This is a genomic window from Streptomyces sp. AM 2-1-1 (genome assembly GCF_029167645.1).
Taxonomy (GTDB): domain Bacteria; phylum Actinomycetota; class Actinomycetes; order Streptomycetales; family Streptomycetaceae; genus Streptomyces.
The window spans coordinates 5,406,467-5,429,522 of record NZ_CP119147.1 but is presented as its reverse complement, the minus strand read 5'-3'; the positions used below and the strand labels follow the sequence as shown (position 1 = coordinate 5,429,522).

The 23,056-nt window shown below is 73.4% G+C and carries 23 protein-coding genes and 1 riboswitch; of the genes, 9 read left to right on the top strand and 14 right to left on the bottom strand.

Features of this window, described 5'->3' with window-relative positions; translation table 11 throughout:
• Window positions 1-52: 52 nt before the first annotated feature.
• The 5 genes from PZB77_RS23720 to PZB77_RS23700 all read right to left on the bottom strand — a co-directional run bounded on the left by PZB77_RS23720 (window position 53) and on the right by PZB77_RS23700 (window position 4,472).
• Complete coding sequence (locus PZB77_RS23720) at window positions 53-964, bottom strand: hypothetical protein (protein ID WP_275494640.1); 912 nt, start codon at window positions 962-964, stop codon at window positions 53-55.
• 52 nt (window positions 965-1,016) lie between these two features.
• On the bottom strand, window positions 1,017-1,934 hold the full coding sequence (metF, locus tag PZB77_RS23715; protein ID WP_275494639.1) for a methylenetetrahydrofolate reductase [NAD(P)H]: 918 nt from the start codon (window positions 1,932-1,934) through the stop codon (window positions 1,017-1,019).
• Between the two features lie 143 nt (window positions 1,935-2,077).
• A complete protein-coding gene (gene thiE, locus PZB77_RS23710; protein WP_275494638.1) occupies window positions 2,078-2,722 on the bottom strand; it encodes a thiamine phosphate synthase in 645 nt (214 codons plus the stop codon).
• Window positions 2,723-2,796: 74 nt separating this feature from the next.
• Window positions 2,797-3,162, bottom strand: coding sequence for an Rv2175c family DNA-binding protein (locus PZB77_RS23705; RefSeq protein WP_275494637.1), 366 nt, complete (start codon window positions 3,160-3,162; stop codon window positions 2,797-2,799).
• 134 nt (window positions 3,163-3,296) lie between these two features.
• Window positions 3,297-4,472, bottom strand: a complete 1,176-nt coding sequence (locus PZB77_RS23700) for an FAD-dependent oxidoreductase (protein ID WP_275496188.1) — start codon at window positions 4,470-4,472, stop codon at window positions 3,297-3,299.
• Between the two features lie 166 nt (window positions 4,473-4,638).
• A riboswitch (TPP riboswitch) is annotated at window positions 4,639-4,750 on the top strand.
• Here PZB77_RS23700 and thiO point away from each other — a divergent pair.
• The 5 genes from thiO to PZB77_RS23675 all read left to right on the top strand — a co-directional run bounded on the left by thiO (window position 4,748) and on the right by PZB77_RS23675 (window position 9,938).
• Complete coding sequence (gene thiO, locus PZB77_RS23695) at window positions 4,748-6,007, top strand: glycine oxidase ThiO (protein WP_275494636.1); 1,260 nt, start codon at window positions 4,748-4,750, stop codon at window positions 6,005-6,007. (Overlaps the previous riboswitch by 3 nt.)
• Entirely contained in the window at window positions 6,004-6,222 is a 219-nt protein-coding gene (thiS, locus tag PZB77_RS23690; protein ID WP_275494635.1) for a sulfur carrier protein ThiS, read from the top strand. Before thiO ends, thiS begins: the two co-directional genes overlap by 4 nt.
• Window positions 6,223-6,224: 2 nt before the next feature.
• Window positions 6,225-7,019 (top strand): thiazole synthase, encoded by a 795-nt coding sequence (locus PZB77_RS23685; protein WP_275494634.1) that lies wholly within the window; start codon window positions 6,225-6,227, stop codon window positions 7,017-7,019.
• A 112-nt stretch (window positions 7,020-7,131) separates the two neighbouring features.
• Entirely contained in the window at window positions 7,132-9,072 is a 1,941-nt protein-coding gene (pknB, locus tag PZB77_RS23680; protein WP_275494633.1) for a Stk1 family PASTA domain-containing Ser/Thr kinase, read from the top strand.
• A 2-nt stretch (window positions 9,073-9,074) separates the two neighbouring features.
• Entirely contained in the window at window positions 9,075-9,938 is an 864-nt protein-coding gene (locus tag PZB77_RS23675) for a deoxyribonuclease IV (RefSeq protein WP_275494632.1), read from the top strand.
• 4 nt (window positions 9,939-9,942) lie between these two features.
• Here the strand turns inward: PZB77_RS23675 and PZB77_RS23670 are convergent, their stop codons facing one another.
• The gene (locus PZB77_RS23670) at window positions 9,943-10,575 is read right to left on the bottom strand and encodes a sulfite oxidase-like oxidoreductase (protein ID WP_275494631.1); all 633 of its coding nucleotides are present in this window, start codon (window positions 10,573-10,575) and stop codon (window positions 9,943-9,945) included.
• Window positions 10,576-10,727: 152 nt separating this feature from the next.
• Between PZB77_RS23670 and bfr the strand changes: the two genes are divergently transcribed.
• Entirely contained in the window at window positions 10,728-11,207 is a 480-nt protein-coding gene (bfr, locus tag PZB77_RS23665) for a bacterioferritin (protein WP_275494630.1), read from the top strand.
• Window positions 11,208-11,293: 86 nt separating this feature from the next.
• On the opposite strand, the gene PZB77_RS23660 is transcribed toward bfr, so the two are convergent.
• Both PZB77_RS23660 and PZB77_RS23655 read right to left on the bottom strand, forming a co-directional pair.
• On the bottom strand, window positions 11,294-11,542 hold the full coding sequence (locus tag PZB77_RS23660; RefSeq protein ID WP_275496187.1) for a (2Fe-2S)-binding protein: 249 nt from the start codon (window positions 11,540-11,542) through the stop codon (window positions 11,294-11,296).
• Between the two features lie 168 nt (window positions 11,543-11,710).
• Window positions 11,711-13,057: a 3-deoxy-7-phosphoheptulonate synthase class II gene (locus PZB77_RS23655; protein ID WP_275496186.1), complete on the bottom strand. Its 1,347-nt coding sequence runs from the start codon at window positions 13,055-13,057 to the stop codon at window positions 11,711-11,713.
• A 253-nt stretch (window positions 13,058-13,310) separates the two neighbouring features.
• Between PZB77_RS23655 and PZB77_RS23650 the strand changes: the two genes are divergently transcribed.
• Window positions 13,311-15,206, top strand: a complete 1,896-nt coding sequence (locus PZB77_RS23650; RefSeq protein WP_275494629.1) for an anthranilate synthase family protein — start codon at window positions 13,311-13,313, stop codon at window positions 15,204-15,206.
• A 51-nt stretch (window positions 15,207-15,257) separates the two neighbouring features.
• Here PZB77_RS23650 and PZB77_RS23645 read toward each other — a convergent pair whose 3' ends face one another.
• The 4 genes from PZB77_RS23645 to PZB77_RS23630 all read right to left on the bottom strand — a co-directional run bounded on the left by PZB77_RS23645 (window position 15,258) and on the right by PZB77_RS23630 (window position 19,290).
• On the bottom strand, window positions 15,258-16,262 hold the full coding sequence (locus PZB77_RS23645; protein ID WP_275494628.1) for a 2-hydroxyacid dehydrogenase: 1,005 nt from the start codon (window positions 16,260-16,262) through the stop codon (window positions 15,258-15,260).
• A gap of 140 nt (window positions 16,263-16,402) precedes the next feature.
• Window positions 16,403-17,047 (bottom strand): response regulator transcription factor, encoded by a 645-nt coding sequence (locus PZB77_RS23640; protein ID WP_275496185.1) that lies wholly within the window; start codon window positions 17,045-17,047, stop codon window positions 16,403-16,405.
• Window positions 17,048-17,136: 89 nt separating this feature from the next.
• Window positions 17,137-18,372 (bottom strand): DUF5931 domain-containing protein, encoded by a 1,236-nt coding sequence (locus tag PZB77_RS23635; RefSeq protein WP_275494627.1) that lies wholly within the window; start codon window positions 18,370-18,372, stop codon window positions 17,137-17,139.
• Between the two features lie 93 nt (window positions 18,373-18,465).
• Complete coding sequence (locus PZB77_RS23630; protein ID WP_275494626.1) at window positions 18,466-19,290, bottom strand: 1-acyl-sn-glycerol-3-phosphate acyltransferase; 825 nt, start codon at window positions 19,288-19,290, stop codon at window positions 18,466-18,468.
• A gap of 222 nt (window positions 19,291-19,512) precedes the next feature.
• Between PZB77_RS23630 and PZB77_RS23625 the strand changes: the two genes are divergently transcribed.
• Window positions 19,513-20,292 (top strand): alpha/beta fold hydrolase, encoded by a 780-nt coding sequence (locus PZB77_RS23625; protein WP_275494625.1) that lies wholly within the window; start codon window positions 19,513-19,515, stop codon window positions 20,290-20,292.
• Window positions 20,285-20,956 (top strand): hypothetical protein, encoded by a 672-nt coding sequence (locus PZB77_RS23620; RefSeq protein ID WP_275494624.1) that lies wholly within the window; start codon window positions 20,285-20,287, stop codon window positions 20,954-20,956. The genes PZB77_RS23625 and PZB77_RS23620 overlap by 8 nt, the downstream gene beginning before the upstream one ends.
• A gap of 247 nt (window positions 20,957-21,203) precedes the next feature.
• Here the strand turns inward: PZB77_RS23620 and PZB77_RS23615 are convergent, their stop codons facing one another.
• Window positions 21,204-21,980, bottom strand: a complete 777-nt coding sequence (locus PZB77_RS23615; RefSeq protein ID WP_275494623.1) for an endonuclease/exonuclease/phosphatase family protein — start codon at window positions 21,978-21,980, stop codon at window positions 21,204-21,206.
• 73 nt (window positions 21,981-22,053) lie between these two features.
• On the bottom strand, window positions 22,054-22,995 hold the full coding sequence (locus PZB77_RS23610) for an ROK family glucokinase (RefSeq protein ID WP_275494622.1): 942 nt from the start codon (window positions 22,993-22,995) through the stop codon (window positions 22,054-22,056).
• Window positions 22,996-23,056 lie beyond the last annotated feature (61 nt).

The following is a 23,056-nucleotide window of genomic DNA, read 5'->3' as shown; positions in this document are numbered from 1 at the left end:
GGGGTGCGCCCCCTCGCGGGAGGGGGCGCACCGCGGAGCCGCCGGCACCGCCTCAGTAGCGGTACTGCTCGTTCTGGCCGGTGTCGTACCCCTGGCCGTATCCGTCGCCGCCGGCCGGGTGGCCGTTGCCGTACGGGGCGGGTTCGTCCTGCGGGTACTGCTCGCCCTCGCGCTGCTGGGGGACCCAGACGCCGCCGGGCGGGGTGTCGGCGCCGTACGGCTGCGCGGCGTACTGCTGCTGGTTCGGGTAGCCCTCGTAACCGCCGGCCCCCGGGGCGTCGTAGCCGGTGGCGTTGCCGTAGGCGTCGTAGGACGCGTACGCCGGAGCGGCCGTGCCGCCCGTACCGATGTACGGGTCGGAGTACGCGGCATAGCCGTGCTGGTCGGTGCCGTAGCCGTAGCCGCCCTGGTGCGAGGGGTCCGGCGCCGGGTCGCCGTAGCCGGTGTGGGGGTCGTAGGCGGCGTACTGGGGCTGGGCGCCGGAGGGGTGCCGCTCGTCCGGGAGGCCGCCGGCGGGCTGCGTGTACGGGCTCGGGCTGTACACGCCGTACTGGCCGGTGTCCTCCGGCATCGGCTGCGGCTCGTACACGGCGGCCGGTTCGTCCGGGGGGGCCGCGACGGGCTCCTCGTACTCCAGGCCGGAGACTTCGAGGACCGGCTCCTGCGGGGCGGCGGGCCGCTCCGCGCGACGGCGGCGGCTGGCCCCGGGGCTGCCCCCGATGGCCCAGCCGGTGGAGAAGCCACGCCGGAAGGAGAGGGTCACGTAGGTCTGGCCCACCGCGAAGGCGATGGCGCCCAACGCGATGACCAGCACGGACGGGATCAGGACCCCGAGCACCACGACGAGGAAGCCGGTGAAGGCGAGAAGCCTCCAGCGCAGCCGCGCCTTGTACTGCAGGAGCACCTCGCCCAGCAGCCACAACGCCACCACGCCGAAAGCGATGTAGAGGACCGTCCAGCCCACGCCCGCCCCCTTCTACGGCCGCCGCCCCCAAATCGGTGGCGGGTACGGCCGGTCACGACTGCCTGTGCAGTCCGAGATTTTCGTAGATCTCGAGCGTTGCCGTCGAGTTGTTGAGCGTGATGAAGTGCAGTCCGGGCACGCCTTCGGACAGCAGCTTCGCGCAGAACTCCGTTGCGAACTCGATGCCAATGGAGCGTACAGCCGCCGGATCGTCCTTGACCGCGTGGATGCGTTCTTCCAGCGCCCGGGGGACGGCGGCGTTGCTCAGCTGGGGGAACCTTTCGAGCTGTTTGACGCTGGTGACCGGCATGACCTCGGGGATGATCGGCGTGTCGCAACCCGCCGCGACCACCCGGTCACGCATCCGGAGGTAGTCGCCGGGTTCGAAGAACATCTGGGTGATGGCGTAGTCGGCACCGGCCCGGCACTTGTCGACGAAGTGGCGGGTGTCGGTCTCCCAGTCCGAGGAGCGCGGGTGCATCTCGGGAAAGGCCGCGACGCCGACGCAGAAGTCCCCGGACTCCTTGATGAGCCGGACCAGGTCGGCGGCGTACCGCACGCCCTCCGGGTGCTCGACCCACTCGGCCATCGGGTCGCCGGGCGGATCTCCGCGCACGGCGAGGATGTTCCTGATCCCGGCGTCGGCGTACTGGCCGATCATGTTGCGCAGTTCCGCGACGGAGTGGTTGACCGCGGTGAGGTGCGCGACCGGGGTGAGCGTGGAGTCGGCGGCGATCTGCTGGGTCGCCCGGACCGTGCCGGCCCGGGTGGACCCGCCGGCTCCGTACGTGACGGAGACGAAGCTGGGTCCCACGGCCTCGACCCGGCGCAGCGCGTTCCAGAGGTTCCGCTCGCCCTTCTCGGTCTTGGGTGCCCAGAACTCGAAGGAGTACGTCGTCTTGCCGGACGCGAGGAGCTCGCGCACGGTGTGCGCGCGGTCCGTCCGGGTGGAAGGGGTGCCAAGGGCCATACCGCGAGGTTAACCAGGGCGCGGCCATCCCCCAACCAGAGCGGGATTTGTTGTCCGTATTGCGGTGAATTCCGTCCACGCCTCGGACAGTGCGCGCCGGGCACTCCGCCCGGGGGTGCCCGGCGGGGCGGGCCGGCTCCGGGTCAGCGCTCCCGGACGCGCCCGGCGAGCGACGCGGCGGCCCGGGCGGGATCGTCGGCCTCGGTGATCGCCCGGACCACCACGACGCGACGGGCGCCGGCGTCCAGCACCTCGTCGAGGTTGCCGGCGTCGATGCCGCCGATGGCGAACCACGGGCGCGGCTGGTCCAGGGAGGCGGCGTACCGGACCAGCCCGAGGCCGGGGGCGTGCCGGCCGGGCTTGGTCGGGGTGGGCCAGCAGGGGCCGGTGCAGAAGTAGTCGACTCCGGGCTGCGTGACGGCGGCGTCCACTTCGGACTCGGCGTGCGTGGAGCGCCCGACCAGCGGGGCCCCTCCGAGGATCGCGCGGGCGGCGGGGACGGGCAGGTCGCCCTGGCCGAGGTGGAGCACGTCGGCGCCGGCGGCGTGGGCGATGTCGGCGCGGTCGTTGACGGCGAGGAGCTTGCCGTGGCGGGCGCAGGCCTCCGCGAACACCTGGAGGTGCTCCAGCTCCTCGGCGGCCTCCATCCCCTTGTCCCGCAGCTGGACGATGTCCACCCCGGAGCCGAGCACGGCGTCGAGGAACGCGGGGAGGTCGCCCTGCCGCTTGCGGGCGTCCGTGCACAGGTAGAGACGAGCGTCGGCGAGCAGGCCGCGCGGCGTTGACATGGGTCCCCCCGGGGGTCGATGCGGGTACGGGCCGTGCTCGGCACGGCCCGTACCCGCGTGTGCGGTCGTCTCGGTCAGACGGCGAGCGCCTGGGCGCGGCGCTTCACCTCCGTCCCGCGATTCTCGCTCAGGGCCTGCGCGGGGGTACCGGGCAGGCTCGGGTCGGGGGTGAAGAGCCACTCCAGCATCTCTTCGTCGGAGTAGCCGTCGTCCCTCAGGAGCGTCAGGGTCCCCGCGAGGCCCTTGACCACCTTGTCACCGTCGATGAAGGCGGCGGGCACCTGGAGCGTCCGGTTCTCACCGCGGCGCACGGCGATCAGCTGGCCCTCCTTGACCAGCTGCCGCACACGCGTCACCTCGATGTCGAGGAGTTCCGCGATGTCGGGGAGGTGGAGCCAGGCGGGGACGAGAGCATCGATCTTTGCGTCAATCTGGGTCACGAGGACAAGCGTGCCATCTGGGACCGGAAGCCGGAAGCCGGGCCGACCGCGCGGACCACACCGCACCGGCGTCCCCGCAGGTCGCGCCGGGGTCCGGCGCGACCCGGCCGGGCGCGTGCGGCCCGGCGCGGGGTTCAGCGGACGGCTGACTTCAGGGGGACGGCGGGATCGGCGGCGCGTAGGGGGTCGAGGACCCGGCCGGACTCGACGAGCTTGCGGCCCTGGGTGAGATCGCGCGGACGGCCGACCGCCAGCAGGGCGACGAGCGCGCCGCCGCGCAGCCACAGCACGGTCCAGGCGTCGTCGGCGGGGTCACCGCGCCACAGCAGGGTGTCGGCCGCCGCGTGGTGCCCGGCGTACTGGACGAAGCGCCCGAACTGCTCGGACCAGAAGTACGGCACCGGGTCGTACGGCTCCGCGGCGCCGGTCCCGCCGGCCGCGGTGATGTCCGCCGCGACCGTGCGCGGGCCCTGGAGGGCGTTGTCCCAGTGGTGGACCAGGAGGCGGGCGCCGTAGCGCGCGGAGGGGTAGGAGGCGCAGTCCCCGACCGCGTACACCCCGGGCGCCGAGGTGCGCAGCCTGGCGTCGGCGGTGACCGACCCGTCCGGGCCCAGCGCGATGCCTGAGCCGTCCAGCCAGCCGGTGGCGGGGCGGGCTCCGATCCCGACGACCACCGCGCCGGCCGGGAGACGGCGGCCGTCGGTGAGGACCACGGTGCCGGGTTCGACGCGGGCGACCCGGGCGCCGGTGAGAAGGGTGGCGCCACTGCCCGCGTACCAGCGGGCCATCGGGGCGGTCACCTCGGCGGGCAGCGCCCCGGCGAGCGGGCGGTCGGCCGCCTCCACGACGGTGACCGCGCAGCCGGCGGCGCGGGCGGCGGTCGCGAACTCGGCGCCGATCCACCCCGCGCCGACCACGACGACGTCGTGCTGCCGAGCGAGGACGGGCCGCAGCCGTGCGGCGTCGTCCAGGGTGCGCAGCAGGTGGACGCCGGGGACGCCCCGGGAGCCGGGGAGGGTGAGGGGTTCGGCGCCGGTGGCGACGACCAGGACGTCGTAGGGCACCGGGCCGGCCCCGGTGTCCACCTCCCGGTCGGCGGGGCGCAGACCGGTGACGGGGAGTCCGAGGCGCAGCGTCACGTCGAGCGCCTCGAAGTCGATGCCGAAGGCGGAGTGTTCGGCGGTGCCGAGCAGGACGGCCTTGGAGAGCGGCGGCCGGTCGTAGGGCTGGTGCGGCTCCGCGCCGATCAGGGTGAGGGGACCGGTGTACGCCTCGTCCCGCAGCGCCACCGCGGTCCGCACGCCCGCCATGCCCGCTCCGACGATGACGACGCCGTGCGCCGGGGTCCGCTGCTCGTTCTCTTCGCTCACGTACCCACCCTAAGCACCTGACGCTCCGTCAGTTCGCGGGGTGTGCCGGCGGTCCCCGGCGGCTCCCTCGTACCCGGCGGACTGTGGGGGTTTAGGGTGGCTGCGCAAAGACACTCGCGGGAGCCCGGGCGCGCCGGGCTGAGAGGGAGGCCGGCGGCCTCCGACCGTACGAACCTGATCCGGGTCATGCCGGCGAAGGGAGGGGCTGGACACCCATGCGTGCTTCAGGAGACCCGTCCGCCACGGAGGCCGGGAACACGGCGGGCGGGAACACGGAGGCCGGGAACACGGCTGCGGCGGACCGCCGGGGGCCCTCGTACGACGTGCTCGTCGTCGGGGGCGGGATCATCGGCCTGGTGACCGCCTGGCGGGCGGCGCTGGCGGGGCTGCGGACGGCCGTCGCCGATCCCGGGCCCGGGGGCGGCGCCGCCCGGGTGGCGGCCGGGATGCTCGCCGCCGTCACCGAACTCCACTACGGCGAGCAGATGCTGCTCGGCCTCAACCTCGCCTCCGCCGCCCGCTACCCGGAGTTCACCGCCGAGCTGGAGGCGGCGAGCGGCCGGGACATCGGCTTCCGCGCCTGCGGCACGCTCGCGGTGGCGCTGGACTCCGACGACCGGGCGCACCTGCGCGAACTCCACGCTCTCCAGGAGCGTTCCGGTCTCGCGTCCCAGTGGCTGTCGGGGCGCGAGTGCCGGCGGCTGGAACCGATGCTGGCACCGGGCGTACGGGGCGGGCTGCGGGTCGACGGCGACCACCAGGTCGACCCGCGGCGGCTGGCGACCGCGCTGCTGACGGCCTGCGAACGGGCCGGGGTGGTCTTCCACCGCACTCCCTGCGAGCGGTTGGAGGTCGCGCGCGGCCGGGCGTCCGGGGCGCTGCTCGCGGACGGTACGGCGGTCTCCGCCGGACAGGTCGTGCTGGCCGCCGGAAGCCTCAGCGGCAAGCTCGCGGGGGTGCCGGAGGGGGTCGCCCCGCCGGTGCGCCCGGTGAAGGGCCAGGTGGTGCGACTGACCGTGCCGCGGGCGTTCGCCCCTTTCCTCAGCCGGACCGTGCGCGCCGTGGTGCGCGGCCAGGACCTCTACCTCGTACCGCGCGAGAACGGTGAGCTGGTCGTCGGCGCGACCAGCGAGGAGATGGGCTGGGACACCACCGTCACGGCGGGCGGGGTGTACGAACTGCTGCGCGACGCCCACGAGCTGGTGCCGGGCATCACCGAACTGCCGCTCACCGAGACCCTGGCCGGACTCCGTCCCGCCACCCCCGACAACGCCCCGGTCCTCGGCCCGACCACGCTGCCGGGGCTGCTCGTCGCGACCGGCCACCACCGCAACGGGGTGCTGCTCACCCCCGTCACCGGCGACGCGATGGCGCACGCCCTGACCACCGGCGAACTGCCCGAGTGGGCCCGCCCGTTCGCGCCGAGCCGTTTCACCGCCCCCACCGTCCCCGTGCGCGAGGAGCAGTACGCATGACCGACCCGGCCGACGTGAGCGTCCAGGTGAACGGCGATCCCCGCCGGATCCCCGCCGGCACCTCCCTGTCCACCCTGGTGGCGTCCCTCACCCGGGCGCCCTCCGGGGTCGCCGCCGCCGTCAACGAGAGCGTGGTGCCCCGTTCGGCGTGGGACACCACCCCTCTCGCCGGGGGCGACCGGATCGAGGTCCTCACCGCGGTGCAGGGAGGCTGACCGTGTCCGACGACCTCTTCTCGCTGGGCGGCCGTGACTTCTCCTCGCGGCTGATCATGGGCACCGGCGGCGCCCCCAGCCTGGACGTGCTCGAGCGGGCGCTCGTCGCCTCCGGCACCGAGCTGACCACCGTCGCGATGCGGAGGCTGGACCCGACCGTGCGGGGTTCGGTCCTCTCCGTCCTGGAGCGCCTCTCGATCCTGGTACTGCCCAACACGGCCGGGTGCTTCACCGCCGGCGAGGCGGTGCTGACCGCCCGGCTGGCCCGGGAGGCGCTCGGTACCGACTGGGTGAAGCTGGAGGTGGTGGCGGACGAGCGGACCCTGCTGCCGGACCCGGTCGAGCTGCTGGACGCGGCGGAGATCCTGGTCGACGACGGGTTCACCGTGCTCCCGTACACCAGCGACGACCCGGTGCTGGCGCGGAGGCTGGAGGACGTGGGGTGCGCGGCCGTGATGCCGCTCGGCTCCCCCATCGGCTCCGGCCTCGGCATCCGCAACCCGCACAACTTCGAGCTGATCGTGGAGCGGGCCGGTGTCCCGGTGATCCTGGACGCCGGGGCGGGCACCGCCTCGGACGCGGCGCTGGCGATGGAGCTGGGGTGCGCGGCCGTGATGCTCGCCTCGGCGGTGACCCGGGCGCAGGAGCCGGAGCTGATGGCGTCCGCGATGCGGCACGCGGTGGACGGCGGCCGTCTCGCCCGCCGCGCGGGCCGCATCCCCCGCCGGCACTTCGCCGAGGCGTCCTCCCCGGTGGAGGGCCGCGCGGCCCTGGACCCGGAGCGCCCGGCGTTCTGAGCCCCGGCTGCGGCCCCTGCCCGGTCCCTCGTTGTCACGGCTCAGCTGCGATACGGCCCCGGGCCCGCTCCGGGGCGCCCGGGGCGCCGGCGGCGGCTCGTAGACTCGTCGGGTGGACACGACCCTCCAGGACCCGCTGATCGGACGGCTGCTCGACGGCCGCTACCGCGTCGAGGCGCGCATCGCCGTGGGCGGGATGGCCACGGTCTACCGGGCCGTGGACACCCGTCTCGACCGGGTGCTCGCCCTCAAGGTGATGCACCCGGCGCTCGCGGCCGACGCCTCCTTCGTGGAGCGCTTCATCCGCGAGGCCAAGTCGGTGGCACGGCTCGCGCACCCCAACGTGGTGTCCGTCTACGACCAGGGCGCCGAGGGCGCCTGGGTCTACCTCGCCATGGAGTACGTCGCCGGCTGCACCCTCCGGGACGTGCTCCGGGACCGCGGAGCCCTCCAGCCACGTGCCGCGCTCGACATCCTGGAGCCGGTGCTGGCCGCGCTGGGCGCCGCGCACCGGGCCGGCTTCGTGCACCGCGACATGAAGCCGGAGAACGTCCTGATCGGGGACGACGGCTGGGTCAAGGTCGCCGACTTCGGGCTGGTCCGCGCGGTCGGCACCTCCACGGACACCACCGGCTCCCTGCTGGGCACGGTCTCCTACCTCGCCCCCGAGCAGATCGAGCACGGCACGGCGGACACCCGCTCCGACGTGTACGCCTGCGGTGTGGTCCTGTACGAGATGCTGACCGGCGCCAAGCCGCACACCGGCGAGAACGCCGCCCAGATCATCTACCGGCACCTCAACCAGGACGTCCCCCCGCCGTCCGCCGCGGTCCCCGGGCTGTCCCCGGCGCTGGACGCGCTGGTCGCGGGCGCCACCGCGCGCGACGCGGAGGCCCGCGCGCAGGACGCGGTGGTGCTGCTCGCCCAGACCCTCGAAGCCCGGGCCGTCCTCGGCGACGCGGACCTGGACGCGGTGCCTCCGCAGGCGCTCGCCCCGGTGAGCGCCGGGGCCGAGAACCGTACGAGCGTGCTGCCGCGCGCGGTGCCGGAGGACCGGGGCACCACCCACCGCACCAGCCGGCTGGAGATGCCCGCGACCGCGACCGCCTCGGTCGCGACCGCGCGGCCCCGGCGCTCCGCGCGGGCGGGACGCCCCGGCGGAGCGCCGCGTCGCGGGCTCTACGCCGTGGTGACCGCGCTGGTGCTGGTGCTGCTGGTGGGCGGCGGCGTCTGGTACATCAACTCCGGGCAGTTCACCGAGGTGCCCGCTCTCCTGGGCCAGACCCAGGCGAACGCCGAGAAGCGGCTCGGCGACGCCGGGCTCGACGTGGAGAGCGTCGACAAGGCCTACAGCGACACCGTCGACCGGGGTTCGGTGATCAGCAGCGACCCCGCGCCCGGCGACCGGGTCCGGGGCAACGACGCGGTGAAGCTCGTCGTCTCGCGCGGGCCGGAGACCGTGGACGTCCCCGACGTGGCGGGGATCTCCCTGGCCGACGCCCGCAAGGCGCTGAAGGAGGCCGGGCTGGCACCGGGCATGGTGACCCGCGAGTTCAGTGACGAGGTGGGGCGCGGCGAGGTGGTCCGTACCGACCCCGAGGCGGGCACCGGACGCCACCCGGACTCGGCCGTGGCTCTGGTGGTGAGCAAGGGCGCCCCGGTCGAGGTGCCGGACGTCTCCGGGCTCTCCGTCGAGGACGCCACCGCCGCCCTGGAGGAGGAAGGGCTCAAGGCCGAGGTGGAGCCCGGCCGGGTCGAGTCGTCCCAGGTGGCCGGCGACGTCGACCGGCAGGCGCCGGACGCGGGCGCGGAGGCGGCCGAGGGGGACACCGTCCGGCTCACCGTCTCCAAGGGCCCCCCGATGGTCGAGGTCCCCGACGTCACCGGCAGGGACGTGGACGAGGCCCGGGAACTCCTGGAGGACGCCGGGTTCGAGGTCCGGGTCGACCGGCCGTTCCTCTCCTTCAGCGACACGGTCGCGAGCCAGTCGGTCGACGGCGGCGGCACGGCGGCCGAGGGATCGACCGTCACCATCCGGACCAAGGGACTCTGAGCGTGCGCAATCCGGTGGGCGCACACGTCCCGGTGGCCGGCGGCCTCGTCAAGTCCGGTCTCGGCCACGCCGACGAGCTGGCGGCCGAGACCGTCCAGATCTTCGTCGCGAACCCGCGCGGCTGGGCCACCCCCGCCGGGAAGCCCGACCAGGACGCGCTCTTCCGCGAGAAGTGCGAGGCCCGGCGGATGCCGGTGTACGTGCACGCCCCGTACCTGATCAATTTCGGCTCGCACACCGGGGCGACCGTGGAGAAGTCCGTGGACTCCCTGCGGCACTCGCTGCGCCGGGCGCGGGCGACGGGCGCGCGGGGCGTCGTGGTCCACACGGGTTCGGCGACCGGCGGCCGGCCCCGCGAGGTGGCGCTGGCGCAGGTCCGCGCGCACCTGCTGCCGCTGCTGGACGAGCTGACCCACGACGACGATCCCGATCTGCTGCTGGAGTCCACCGCCGGTCAGGGGTCCTCGCTCTGCTCGCGGACCTGGGACTTCGGACCGTACTTCGAGGCGCTGGACTCCCACCCGAAGCTGGGCGTCTGCCTGGACACCTGCCACATCCACGCGGCGGGCCACGACCTGGCCGTGCCCGGTGGGATGCGCCGGACGCTGGACCTGCTGGTGGAGACGGTCGGCGAGGGGCGGCTCAAGCTGATCCACGCCAACGACTCCAAGGACGTGGTCGGCGCCCACAAGGACCGGCACGAGAGGATCGGTTCGGGTCACATCGGGGCGGAGCCGTTCCGGGAGCTCTTCACCCACCCGGCGACCGCCGGGGTGCCGCTGGTCGTCGAGACGCCGGGCGGCAAGGAGGGGAACACTGCGGACGTGGCCCGTCTGAAGGAGCTGCGGGACTCCGCGGGGCGCTGAGCCCTCAGAGCTCGGGGCCGTCCCCGGGCTCCTCCTGGTACGAGTAGCGCTGCTCGCTCCACGGGTCGCCGATGTTGTGGTAGCCGCGCTCCTCCCAGAAGCCGCGGCGGTCCGCCGTCATGTACTCGATGCCGCGGACCCACTTCGGGCCCTTCCAGGCGTACAGGTGCGGGACGACCAGGCGCAGCGGGAAGCCGTGCTCCGCGGTGAGCAGTTCGCCGTCCTTGTGGGTGGCGAAGAGGGTGCGCGCGGAGGCGAAGTCGGCGAGCCGGAGGTTGGAGGAGAAGCCGTACTCGGCCCACACCATCACGTGGGTGACGTCGTCGGCGGGCGGTGCGAGGCCGAGGACGACCTCCGCGGGCACCCCGCCCCACTCGGCGCCCAGCATGCTGAACTTGGTGACGCAGTGCAGGTCGGCGACGACCGAGGAGAACGGCAGCGCCGAGAACTCCTGGTGGTTCCAGCAGTGCTTCCCGCCGTCGGCGGTGGCTCCGAAGACCCGGAATTCCCAGCGCTCGGGCCGGAACTTGGGCACCGGGCCGTAGTGGGTCACCGGCCAGCCGCGTTGGAGCCGCTGGCCCGGCGGAAGCTCGGACTGCCCCGCTGCGCGGTACCCCTCGCTCTCCGGCTGACCCATGCCTCCATGGTGACAGACAGGCAGGGGTGGTGGTGACCAGGCACGGGAGGAGGTGACAACTCGCACTAAGCATGTACTTACTGGACGGCCGCGGGGTGCGGTGCGAGGATGCGCGCAACTGTCCGGTACACCGGTTGGAAGGAGCCTCTGCGATGCAGGGCGACCCCGAGGTCATCGAGTTCCTGAACGAGCAGCTGACCGCCGAACTGACTGCCATCAACCAGTACTTCCTGCACGCGAAGATGCAGGACAACTTCGGCTGGACGAAGCTCGCGAAGTACACCCGTGCCGAGTCGTTCGACGAGATGAAGCACGCGGAGATCCTGACCGACCGGATCCTCTTCCTCGACGGCCTCCCGAACTACCAGCGCCTCTTCCACGTGCGGGTCGGCCAGACGGTGACGGAGATGTTCCAGGCCGACCGCCAGGTGGAGGTGGAGGCCATCGACCGCCTCAAGCGCGGCATCGAGGTCATGCGGGCCAAGGGGGACATCACCTCGGCCAACATCTTCGAGTCGATCCTCGAGGACGAGGAGCACCACATCGACTACCTCGACACGCAGCTGGAGCTGGTGGAGAAGCTCGGGGAGCCGCTCTACATCGCCCAGCAGATCGAGCAGCCGGAGGGCTGATCCCCGCGAGCCGCCGGGCGGAGCCGCCGCGTCGGGCGGCGCCCGTCGGGCGGACCGGTCAGGCGGCTTCGGGAAGCGCGGTCCGGTCAGGCGGCTTCGGGAAGCGCGGTCCCGGGCGGGGTCGCCGGGGCGGCGAGGGGGTCGGCGCGGCGCTCCAGCAGTTCGCGGCGCGGGCACTCGCCCCGGCCCAGCAGGGCCTGGATACGGCGCACGCAGCCACCGCAGTCGGTACCGGCCTTGCTGGCGGAGGCGATCTGCCGGGGGGTGCAGGCGCCCGCCGCCGCATGCTGCCTCACCTGCTGTTCGGTGACGCCGAAGCAGGAGCAGACGTACACGCGGTTCACCTCCCGGGGAGTACGGGCACTCAGCCGCCCGATGCGGTGAGGCAACCCTAACCTTACCCACCGGGTGCGGCGGGCAAAAGCCCCGGAACGCGCGTGGGGCACGGATCACATGGATCCGTGCCCCACGGGCGCTCTTCGCGGGCTCGGGGCCCCACGGGCCTACTGGTCGCGGTACATCTCCGCGACGAGGAAGGCGAGGTCGAGCGACTGGCTGCGGTTGAGCCGGGGGTCGCAGGCCGTCTCGTAGCGCTGGTGCAGGTCGTCGACGAGGATCTCGTGGCCGCCGCCCACGCACTCGGTGACGTCGTCACCCGTGAGCTCGACGTGGATGCCGCCGGGGTGGGTGCCGAGGCCCTTGTGCACCTCGAAGAAGCCCTTGACCTCGTCCAGGACGTCGTCGAAGCGGCGCGTCTTGTGGCCGGAGGCGGCCTCGAAGGTGTTGCCGTGCATCGGGTCGGTGACCCAGGCGACGACAGCGCCGGAAGCGGTGACCTTCTCGACCAGCTCGGGCAGCTTGTCGCGGACCTTGTCGGCGCCCATGCGGACGACGAAGGTCAGCCGGCCGGGCTCGCGCTCGGGGTCCAGGCGGTCGACGTAGCCGAGCGCGTCGTCGACGGAGGTCGTCGGGCCGAGCTTGATGCCGATCGGGTTGCGGATCTTCGAGGCGAACTCGATGTGCGCACCGTCCATCTGGCGGGTGCGCTCACCGACCCAGACCATGTGGCCGGAGGTGTTGTAGAGCTCGCCGGTGCGCGAGTCGGTGCGGGTCAGCGCCGTCTCGTAGTCCAGCAGCAGCGCCTCGTGCGAGGAGTAGAACTCGACCGCCTTGAACTCGGCCGGGTCGGTGCCGCAGGCCTTCATGAAGTTCATCGCGTTGTCGATCTCGCGGGCGAGCGCCTCGTAGCGCTGCCCCGAGGGGGAGGAGCGCACGAAGTCCTGGTTCCACGCGTGCACCTGGCGCAGGTCGGCGTAACCGCCGGTGGTGAAGGCGCGGACGAGGTTGAGCGTGGAAGCGGACGCGTGGTACATCCGCTTCAGGCGCTCGGGGTCCGGGATGCGTGCGGCCTCGGTGAACTCGAAGCCGTTGACGGAGTCGCCGCGGTAGGTCGGCAGGGTCACGCCGTCGCGGGTCTCGGTCGGCTTGGAGCGCGGCTTGGAGTACTGCCCGGCGATGCGGCCCACCTTGACGACCGGGACGGCCGCCGCGTAGGTCAGGACGGCGCTCATCTGGAGCAGCGTCTTCAGCTTGGCCCGGATGTGGTCGGCGGACACCGCGTCGAATGCCTCGGCGCAGTCGCCCCCCTGCAGCAGGAACGCCTCGCCCTTGGCGACGGCTCCCAACCGGGCGCGCAGCTGGTCGCACTCGCCCGCGAAGACGAGCGGCGGATACGACGTGAGGTCCGCGAGTACATCGCGCAGCGCCTCGGAGTCGGGGTACTCGGGCTGCTGCGCCGCGGGCAGGTCTCGCCAGGTGTTGCCACCGGCGACGGAGGTGTTGGCGTTCACGGTCACGGCGTCCACCCTACGGGGTCACGGGACGCGTTCCTCCAGTCGCTCATCACTTGAGACGCGTGCTCGCATGGCGGGCGCGGGGCCGCTAGGATCACCTCATGTTCACGCTGACGACCAAGAACTGGTGGTGGCCCGCTCGTAGGCGGCCCGCTGACAGTTCGCGCTGAACATCTCGCGAAGGCCGCCCCGAGGGGCGGCCTTTTCCGCGTTCGCGGAGCCGTTCCTCCCCCCTTGGAAGGAACTCCTCATGCCGCACCGCGCCACGCGTCTCGTCCAGCGTCTGCTCCGGGACGACGCCCCGCCCTTCGCCCTGCTGCGCCGCCGCACGCCCGGCCACGACCACGACACCGTCGAGGTGCTGACCGGCGAGGTCCGGGAGGTGGCGCACCTCGCGGACCTGCCGGTGGGCGAACTGCCCTCGCTGGCCCTGGTGCCCTACCGGCAGATCGCCGAGCGCGGCTTCGACGCGACCGACGACGGGACACCGCTCGCGGTCCTGGTCGCCGACGAGATGGACGAACTCCCGCTGGACGAGGTGCTCGCCGCGCTCCCCGCGCACCAGGTACGGGTGACGGGGGGCGCCTTCGACGTGCCGGACGGGGAGTACGCGGAGATCGTCCGCCGGGTGATCGAGGACGAGATCGGGCAGGGCGAGGGCGCCAACTTCGTGATCCGGCGGACCTTCCGGGGCGAGATTCCCGGCTACGGGCGGGCGGACGCGCTGGCGCTCTTCCGCGGCCTGCTGACGGGTGAGCGCGGCGCGTACTGGACGTTCGTGGTGCACACCGGCGGCGCCGGGGGCCGGACCCTGGTCGGTGCGAGTCCCGAGGTCCACGTCCGGATGTCCGGCGGCACGGTGGTGATGAACCCCATCAGCGGGACGTACCGCTACCCGGCCGGAGGGCCGACCGTCGAGGGCCTGATGGACTTCCTGGGCGACCGCAAGGAGACCGAGGAACTCTCCATGGTGGTCGACGAGGAGCTGAAGATGATGTGCACGGTCGGCGACATGGGCGGGGTGGTGGTCGGTCCCCGGCTCAAGGAGATGGCCCACCTCGCGCACACCGAGTACGAACTGCGCGGGAAGTCGACGCTCGACGTGCGGGAGGTGCTGAAGGAGACCATGTTCGCGGCGACCGTCACCGGTTCCCCGGTACAGAACGCCTGCCGGGTGATCCGTCGGTACGAGGCCGCCGGGCGCGGCTACTACAGCGGTGCGCTGGCCCTGCTGCGCCGGGACGCGAACGGTGCCCAGAGCCTCGACTCGCCGATCCTGATCCGCACGGCCGACATCGCGGCCGGCGGCGGGCTCGCCGTGGGCGTGGGGGCCACCCTCGTACGCCACTCCGATCCGGACGGCGAGGTCGCCGAGACCCATGCCAAGGCGGCCGGGGTGCTGGCGGCCCTCGGGGTGCGCCCGGGCCGCGGGCCGCGGGAGGTGACCGGGCAGCGGCTGGCCGCCGATCCGCGGGTGCGCTCCGCGCTCGACGACCGGCGCGGCGGGCTGGCGCCGTTCTGGCTGCGGATGCAGGAGCGGACGGCGGCGACGGCGGGCCACGCGCTGGTGGTGGACGGCGAGGACACCTTCACCTCGATGCTGGCCCATCTGCTGCGCGCCTCGGGGCTCGACGTGTCGGTCCTCCGGTTCGACGCGCCGGCGCTGCGGGAGACCGTCCGGGCGCACCGGGGGCCGGTGGTGCTGGGCCCCGGGCCGGGCAACCCGGGCGATCCGTCCGATCCCAGGATGGTGCTGCTGCGCTCGGTCACGGCGGAGCTGGTGCGCGACCACCGGGACGGGCTGCTCGGGGTGTGCCTGGGCCACGAGCTGATCGCGGCCGAACTGGGCCTGGACGTGGTGCGCAAGGCGGTGCCCCACCAGGGGGCGCAGACCCGGATCGAGCTCTTCGGACGGCCGGAGACCGTGGGGTTCTACAACAGCTTCGCGGCGCGGTGCGACGGGGCCGCCGCCGCCGGACTGGAGGCGCGCGGCATCGAGGTGAGCCGGGAGGAGACCACCGGTGAGCTGCACGCGCTGCGGGGCGAGGGGTTCGCCTCGGTGCAGTTCCACCCGGAGTCGGTGCTGACCCTGCGGGGCTCGGCGATCGTCACCGAGCTGCTGGCCGGGCTGCCGGTGCGCGGCTGAACCCACCCGGGAGCCGGCTCGTGCGGGGGGCGGGGCCGGCACCCGCGGTCGTCAGCCCCGCGGCGCCGGCGGCACCAGGACGTTGTCCCCGCGGTGGCCGGCGAGGTAGTCCTCGACGTTGGCGGCGGTCGTCTCGATGATCTGGCCGACCGCGTCCTCGGTGTAGTACGCCTGGTGCGAGGTGACCAGGACGTTCGGGAAGGTCAGCAGGCGGGCGAGGGTGTCGTCGTCGATGCCCTCCAGCGACTTGTCGAGGAAGAAGAGGCCGGCCTCCTCCTCGTACACGTCGAGCCCGACCCCGAGGAAGCGGCCGGTGCGCAGTTCGGTGACCAGGGCGCGGGTGTCGACGAGTCCGCCGCGGCTGGAGTTGACGAGGATCGCGTCGTGCTTCATGAGCGCCAGGGCCCGCGCGTCGATGATGTGGTGGGTCGCGGGCAGCAGGGGGACGTGCAGGCTGACGAGGTCGGCCCGGGCGAGGAGCTCGTCCTTCTCGACGTACCGCATCCCCAGCTCCACACAGGCGGGGTTCTCGGCGACGTCCCAGCCGAGGAGGTCCATGCCGAAGCCGTGGGCGATGCGGGTGAACGCCTCGCCGATCTTGCCGGTGCCGATCACGCCCGCCGTCCGCCCGTGCATGTCCCGGCCGAGGAGGCCGGCGAGCCGGAAGTCGAAGTCGCGGGTGCGGGTCACGGCGCGGATGACCTTGCGGTTCACGGCCATCGCCAGGGTCCAGGCGAACTCGGCGACGGAGTAGGGCGAGTAGAAGGAGACCCGGGCGACGTGCAGGCCGAGGCGCCCGGCGACCTCCAGGTCGATGTTGTTGAACCCGGTGGAGCGCTGGGCGATCATCCGGGTGCCGCCCGCCGCCAGGGTTTCGAGGACGCGGGGGCCGAGGTCGGCGTTGACGCTGGTGGAGATGGCCTCGTACCCCGCGGCGAGGACGGCCGTGTCCGGGGTGAGGAACACCTCCAGGCAGCGGACCTCGTGCTTCCCGGCGAACGCCTTCTCGATCAGCGGCTTCTCGTCGGCCTGCACACCGAATGCCAGGATTTCCACGACGTCTCCCGTAGGTGCTGCGGTACGGCACATGATCCGGTCACCGCGAATATACGGCGCGCCTCCCGGGGGCGCCGCTCGGCGGCGGCCGGGGCCGTCCCGCGCCCCGGCCGTCGCGGGCACCTCCCGCGCGGCGTCCGCTAGGCGTCGTCCAGACCGCGCTCGATGGCGTACCGGACCAGCTCCACCCGGTTGTGCAGCTGGAGCTTGCCGAGGGTGTTCTGGACGTGGTTCTGGACCGTGCGGTGCGAGATCACCAGACGCTCGGCGATCTGCTTGTACGACAGTCCCTTCGCGACCAGCCGGAGCACCTCGGTCTCGCGCTCGGTCAGCCGCGGCGCCTTCGGGTCGTCGGGGGCCGCGGGGGCCGGGTCGGAGGCGAGCCTGCGGTACTCGCCGAGGACGAGTCCGGCCAGCCCCGGGGTGAAGACGGGGTCGCCGGCCGCCGTCGTACGGACCGCCTCGATCAGCTCCTGGGTGCTGGCGGACTTGAGCAGGTAGCCGGTGGCCCCGGACTTCACCGCTTCCAGGACGTCGGCGTGCTCCCCGCTGGCGGAGAGCACCAGGACGCGCAGGTGCGGGTGGAGCGCCACCAGCTCCTTGCAGACCTGGGCGCCGGACAGCCCCGGCAGATTCAGGTCGAGCACGAGGACGTCGGGCCGGACCGCCTGGGCGCGGCGGACGGCCTGCGGGCCGTCCCCGGCGGTGGCGACGACGTCGAAACCGGCCTCGGCCAGGTCGCGGGCGACGGCGTCCCGCCACATCGGGTGGTCGTCCACCACCATGACCCGCACGACCGTGCCGTCGGCGTGGGTCTGTCGCTGCGGCTCCGGTGCGCCCGCCGTCTGCGGTGTGCCCGGTGCTGTCGGTGTACTCATCTGATCGATCCTGCCTTCCCCCGTGGGGCCTTCGGAACCTTCAACTCGACTTCGGTGCCCTGGCCCGGCACCGAGATCACCTCGGCCGTGCCGCCCAGGTCGCGCAGCCGCCCGCGGATGGAGAGCGCCACGCCGAGCCGGCCCTCGCCCTCGGCCTGGGCCAGCCGTCCGTCCGGGATGCCCGGTCCGTCGTCCCGGACCGTGACGACGACCTCGCCGGGTTCGTCCTCGACCAGGATCCACGCCTGTGCGGCCCCGCCGGCGTGGGACCGCACGTTGTCCAGGGCGGCGCCGGTGGCCGCCGCGAGCTCCCGCGCCGCGGCGGCCGGCATCAATACCGGGGCGCCCGGCTCCGCGAAACTGACCCGGGAGCCGGCGTGCGGGGCGAGCAGGGTCCGCAGGTCGATGTCGGGGACGTCGCCGGGCTCCTCGTCGAGCTCCTCGCCGGGGGCGGACACGCGGACGACGGCGCCCCGCGCGGTGTCCTCGGAGACCCGGGTGGTGGGCACCAGGCCGCTGGAGACGAGGGTGCGCAGGGCGATCTCCTGTTCCCCGGCCATCCGGCCGAGTTCGGCGGCCTCGCCGCCGAGGGCCGCACCCCTGCGCTGGACCATGGCGAGGACCTGCAGGACGCTGTCGTGGATGTCGCGGGCCAGCCGCTCCCGTTCGCGGGTGGCCGCCTCGATCTCCAGGGCGCGGGCGAGGGTGCGCTCACTGGCCCGGGCGACCTCGACGACGTACCCGATGGCGATGGAGGCGACCCAGACCAGCAGGACGTTGTGGAAGGTGTCCCGGCTCACCTCGCCGCGCTCGACGATGTTGGCGGCGGCGACCGCGGTGGACGCGACGGCCGCCCACCGCCATCCGCCCTTCAGCGCGAACGCCAGCACCGCTCCCGCGGTCCAGATCGACGGCAGGGTCGATCCGTCGAGCTGCGGGGCGTCCAGGTCGGCGACCGGGGTGAGCAGGATGCCGGTGAGCGCCACCACCAGGTCCGCGCCGAGGAACGCCCGGGTGCAGTGGACCGCGCCGGCGACCCGGGGCAGCGTGAGGACCGTCCACACCGTCATCACGGCGAGGAAGCCGAAGGCCACGGCGGGCCGTTCGAAGTGTGCCCGGCCGATCACCGCCAGCGCCAGGGCGTAGACCGTCGTCAGCATCCGGTAGCCGGTGAGCGCGCGCCACAGCGGCTGCTCCACCGACATCCGTACCACCCGCTCGCGCCCGGCCATCTCCCCCGCCCCCCGCGGTCCGTGCCCCTTCGGCCGGACCCTCTTCTCCGCCGCTGCGGCGCACCCCTTCCGTCCGCTCGCGGGCGGGGCCCGCTACCGCGCGGGCGGGGGTGACACCGCGTGTTCCTCGTCCCGCGCCGTCCGCTTCCGCTCCGGCCCGGACCGCTGTTCCTGCCGTGCCGGCTGCTGCTGTTCCGGTCCCGTCCGCTTCTGTTCCTGGGCCGCCTGCTCGGCCTCGTCCGCGATCCGGCGTTTGGCGGCCGTCGCGTAGACGTCCACGTACTCCTGGCCGGAGAGCTTCATGATCTCGTACATGACCTCGTCCGTCAGCGAACGCAGGATGAACCGGTCGCCCTGCATGCCCTGGTAGCGGGAGAAGTCCAGCGGCTTGCCGATCCGGATGCCGGGACGCAGCAGCTTGGGGATCACCGTGCCGGGCGGCTGGATCTTCTCCGTGTCGATCATGGCGACCGGGATGACCGGGGCCCCCGTGGCCAGTGCCACCCGGGCGAGGCCGCCGGGCTTGCCGCGGTAGAGGCGGCCGTCCGGCGAGCGGGTGCCCTCGGGGTAGATGCCGAAGAGGCCGCCGCCCTCGATGACCTTGATGCCCGACCTGATCGCGGCCTCGCCCGCGCCCCGGGCCCCGGAGCGGTCGACGGGCACCTGGCCCACGCCCTTGAAGAAGGCGGCGGTGAGCTTGCCCTTCACACCGGGGGCGTTGAAGTACTCGGCCTTGGCGATGAAGGTGACCTTGCGGTCCAGGACGGCCGGCAGGAAGAAGGAGTCGGAGAAGGAGAGGTGGTTGCTCGCGAGGATCGCCGGGCCGGTGAGGGGGATGTTCTCCAGACCCTCGACCCACGGCCGGAAAGCGAGCTTCAGGGATCCCCCGAGGGAGAAGTGCATGGCGCCGTAGATCAACTCGGGTGCCTCCTGTGTCCTGTGCCACCGACCTTACCGGTGCCCGGCCGCCGCTCCCGCACGGTCCGGGGGCCTCCCGTGCCGGTGGCGCGACGGCCCTGGTCGGTGTCGGCCCGGTCGCGTACGGTGAAGTCATTCTTCTCGCGGGTGCCCCGTACGCCCCTTCGCAAGCCCTCCACGCTCTCCCCCGCCCGAGCCCAGCCTCACGAACAGGAGTCACCGGTGCCGGTCCTCCCTGGAGCCGAGCCGTTCCGCCACGAGGGCGGAGAGGTCGGCGTCCTCCTCTGTCATGGCTTCACCGGATCACCCCAGTCGCTGCGCCCGTGGGCCGACTACCTCGCCGCACGCGGGTACACCGTCTCGTTGCCGCTGCTGCCGGGGCACGGCACCCGGTGGGAGGACATGGCGATCACCGGCTGGCAGGACTGGTACGCCGAGGTGGACCGGGAGTTGCGCGTGCTGGGCGAGCGGTGCGCGCGGGTCTTCGTCTTCGGTCTCTCCATGGGCGGGGCGCTGGCGCTGCGGCTGGCCGCCCGGCACGGCGACGCGGTCCAGGGGCTGGTGCTGGTCAATCCGGCGAACCGGGTGCACGGCCTCTCCGCGTACGCCCTGCCGGTCGCGCGCCACCTCGTCCGCACCACGAAGGGCCTGGCCGGGGACATCGCGCTGGAAGGCGCGTACGAGGTCGGTTACGACCGGGTCCCCCTGCACGCGGCGCACTCGCTGCGCCGGTTCTTCGCCATCGTCGACACCGAACTCCCGCAGGTGACACAGCCGTTGCTGCTCCTGCACAGCTCGCAGGACCACGTGGTGCCGCCGGCCGACTCGGTCCGCATCCTCGGCAGGGTGTCCTCCCGGGACGTGGAGGAAGTGCTGCTGGAACAGAGCTACCACGTCGCGACGTTGGACCATGACGCGGAGCGGATCTTCGACGAGAGCCACCGGTTCCTCGCCCGTCTCGCATCCGGGGTCACGGAGAAGGGGAGTACGTCCGGTGGCTGAGCAGGACGCGGAGCGCACGGGCAGTGACGAGGAGCGCGAACCGCCCCAGGCGGAGGAGCGGGCCGCCGTGCCCGGGACGCCCGGGGAGGCCGACGAGGCGCGCCCGCTGGACGAGGACGCCGTGTGGGCGGCGATCGTCGCGGGGTACGGCGAGGAGCCGCCGGACCCGCCGGGCGCCAAGCCCTTCAAGTCGGTGGAGGACCTCGCCCTGCTCACCGACGACCAGATCAACGTGCTGGACGGGGACGACCGGCCCGACGACTCCGCGGACAAGGGCACCGGCAAGAGCGGGCTGGGCAGTTCGGTGGTCTTCGCACCCGGCGTCCGGGGTCCCCGGGACCACGTGCTGCCGGACGGTACGGCCGCCGGTGACGGCTCCACCGCGGGTGAGGACGGCGACGACCCGGACATCGAGGGCCACTTCGTGCCGCCGGAGCCGCCGCCGCTCCCGGAGGCCGACGCCACCTCGAAGTTCGCCTGGCTCGGGGTCGTCGGCTCGCCGGTGCTGATGCTGCTCGCGGTGCTGCTGGGGTGGGAGATGACCTGGTGGCTGACGACCGTCTGCATCGGCGGTTTCGTCGGCGGCTGCGCGACGCTGGTGGCGCGGATGCCTCAGGACGACGACGAGGACCTCGGCGACCCGGGACACGGCGCCGTGGTCTGAGCCGGTGGGCCGTGCGTCGCCGGCCGGTGCGTGACGGGTCCGGCCGGTGGGTTACCGGTCCGGTCCGGTGCGTCGCGGGTCGGAGCCGATGCGTTACGGGTCAGAGCCGATGCCTCGCGGGTCCGGGCCGGCGGACCGGCGACCGGTCCGGTCCGGTGCGTCGCGGGTCCGGGCCGGCGGACCGGCGACCGGATGGTCACGGGGCCGCACGCCGGGGCCCGGTGACCGGCCCCGCCCCTCCCCCTGGTCAGGGATCCACCCTCCGGCTGCCGTGGTCCGCGGGGACCCGGATTGCGGCCAGCACCGGCAGATGGTCCGTGGCCGCCCGCAGGTCCGCGTCGTCCACCCCGGGCAGTCCGGCCGGCACCCCGCAGCCGAGGACCTCGATGCCCTCGGTGGTCAGGATCGCGTCGATGCGGCGCACCGGCCCGTCGGAGGGGAAGGTCTTCTCCCCTCCCCACGGGCGGACCGCCCAGCCGTCCTGGAGCCGCCCGGCGAGCAGCCGGAACGCCCCGCCCCCGGCCGGCTCGTTGAGGTCGCCGCCCACCACCGCGTGCGGGACCTCCATCGCGTCCAGCCGCTCCAGCAGCGCGTGCGCCTGGGTGAGGCGCTCGTCCGCCCGCAGGCCGAGGTGACAGCTGAGGACGCCGATCCGGGTGCCGGCGATCCGGACCACCGCCGTGGCGAAGCCCCGCCGGTGCAGCCCCGGGGTGCGCGGCAGCAGGACGTCCTCGGTGCGTTCGACGGTGGCGCGCAGCGAGCAGAGCAGCAGTGGTCCGGCGGCGGTGGCGCCGCCGGAGAGGACCACCAGGTCGGTCGCGGCGGCCAGCTTGGCGGCGGCCTTGCGCCAGCGGAAGAAGCGCGGCGCTTCCTGGACGAACACCAGGTCGGGGGCGCAGGCGCGGATGACCCGGGCCAGGGCGGCGGGGTCGTCGCGCAGCGAGCGGATGTTGTAGCTGAGGACGCGGACGACGGCCGATCCGTCCGCCTCGGTACCGGATGCGGGCAACGGCGTCAGAACCATGCGCGTCAGGATACGAGGACGCCCGCCGTCCCCCCGGAGGGCGCGGCGGGCGTCCGTCGTCGTGCGGTGCGGTTCAGCCCTGGCGGGCCAGGTCGGCCGCGCCGACCAGTCCGGCCTTGCCGCCGAGTTGCGCGGCGAGGACCTGGGCGTGCGGGCGCCATTCGCCGCCGATCAGCCAGCGGCGGAACGACTTGCGGATCGGGTCCAGGACCAGCTCGCCCTCGTCGGAGACGCCGCCGCCGACGATGAAGGCGGACGGGTCGAAGAGGGAGGCCAGGTCGGCGAGGCCCGCGCCGGCCCAGCGGGCCAGCTCGCGGAACGAGTCGATGGCCACCGCGTCGCCCTGACGGGCGGCCTCGCTGATGTGCTTGCCCTCGATGCCCTCGACCGTGCCGTCGCCGAGCGACAGCAGCACGGCGGCGTTCTCGGGGGTCGCGTTGGCACGCTGCTTGGCGTACCGCACCAGGGCGCGGCCGGAGGCGTACTGCTCCCAGCAGCCCTGGCTGCCGCAGCCGCAGAGCAGGCCGTCGGGGACGACCCGGATGTGGCCGAATTCCGCCGCTACGCCGAAGCGTCCGCGCCGCAACTTGTTGCCGATGATGATGCCGCCACCGAGACCGGTGCCGAGCGTGATGCAGATGACGTCGTCGTGGCCCTTGCCCGCACCGAAGCGGTACTCGCCCCAGGCAGCGGCGTTGGCGTCGTTCTCGACGACGACGGGGAGGCCGACGCGCTGTTCGACCTCGTCCTTGAGCGGCTCGTGGCGCCAGTCGATGTTCGGGGCGAAGAGCACGGTCGCGCGCTTGTCGTCGACGTATCCGGCCGCACCGATACCGACCGCCTCGACGGTGTGTCCCTCGCTCGCACCGGCCACGGCCGAGCAGATGGCGTCGACGATGCCCGAGGCCGTCGGCGGGGTCGGTACTTTGAACATCGAGAGGATCTGGCCCTCTTCGTCGACCACTCCAGCCGCGATCTTCGTGCCGCCGATATCGACGCCGATGGTGAGTCCCATGAATCCCTCAGTTCCGGTCGAGCCCCGCTGGGTCAACCGTACCCGAGAAGGCGGCCGGAAT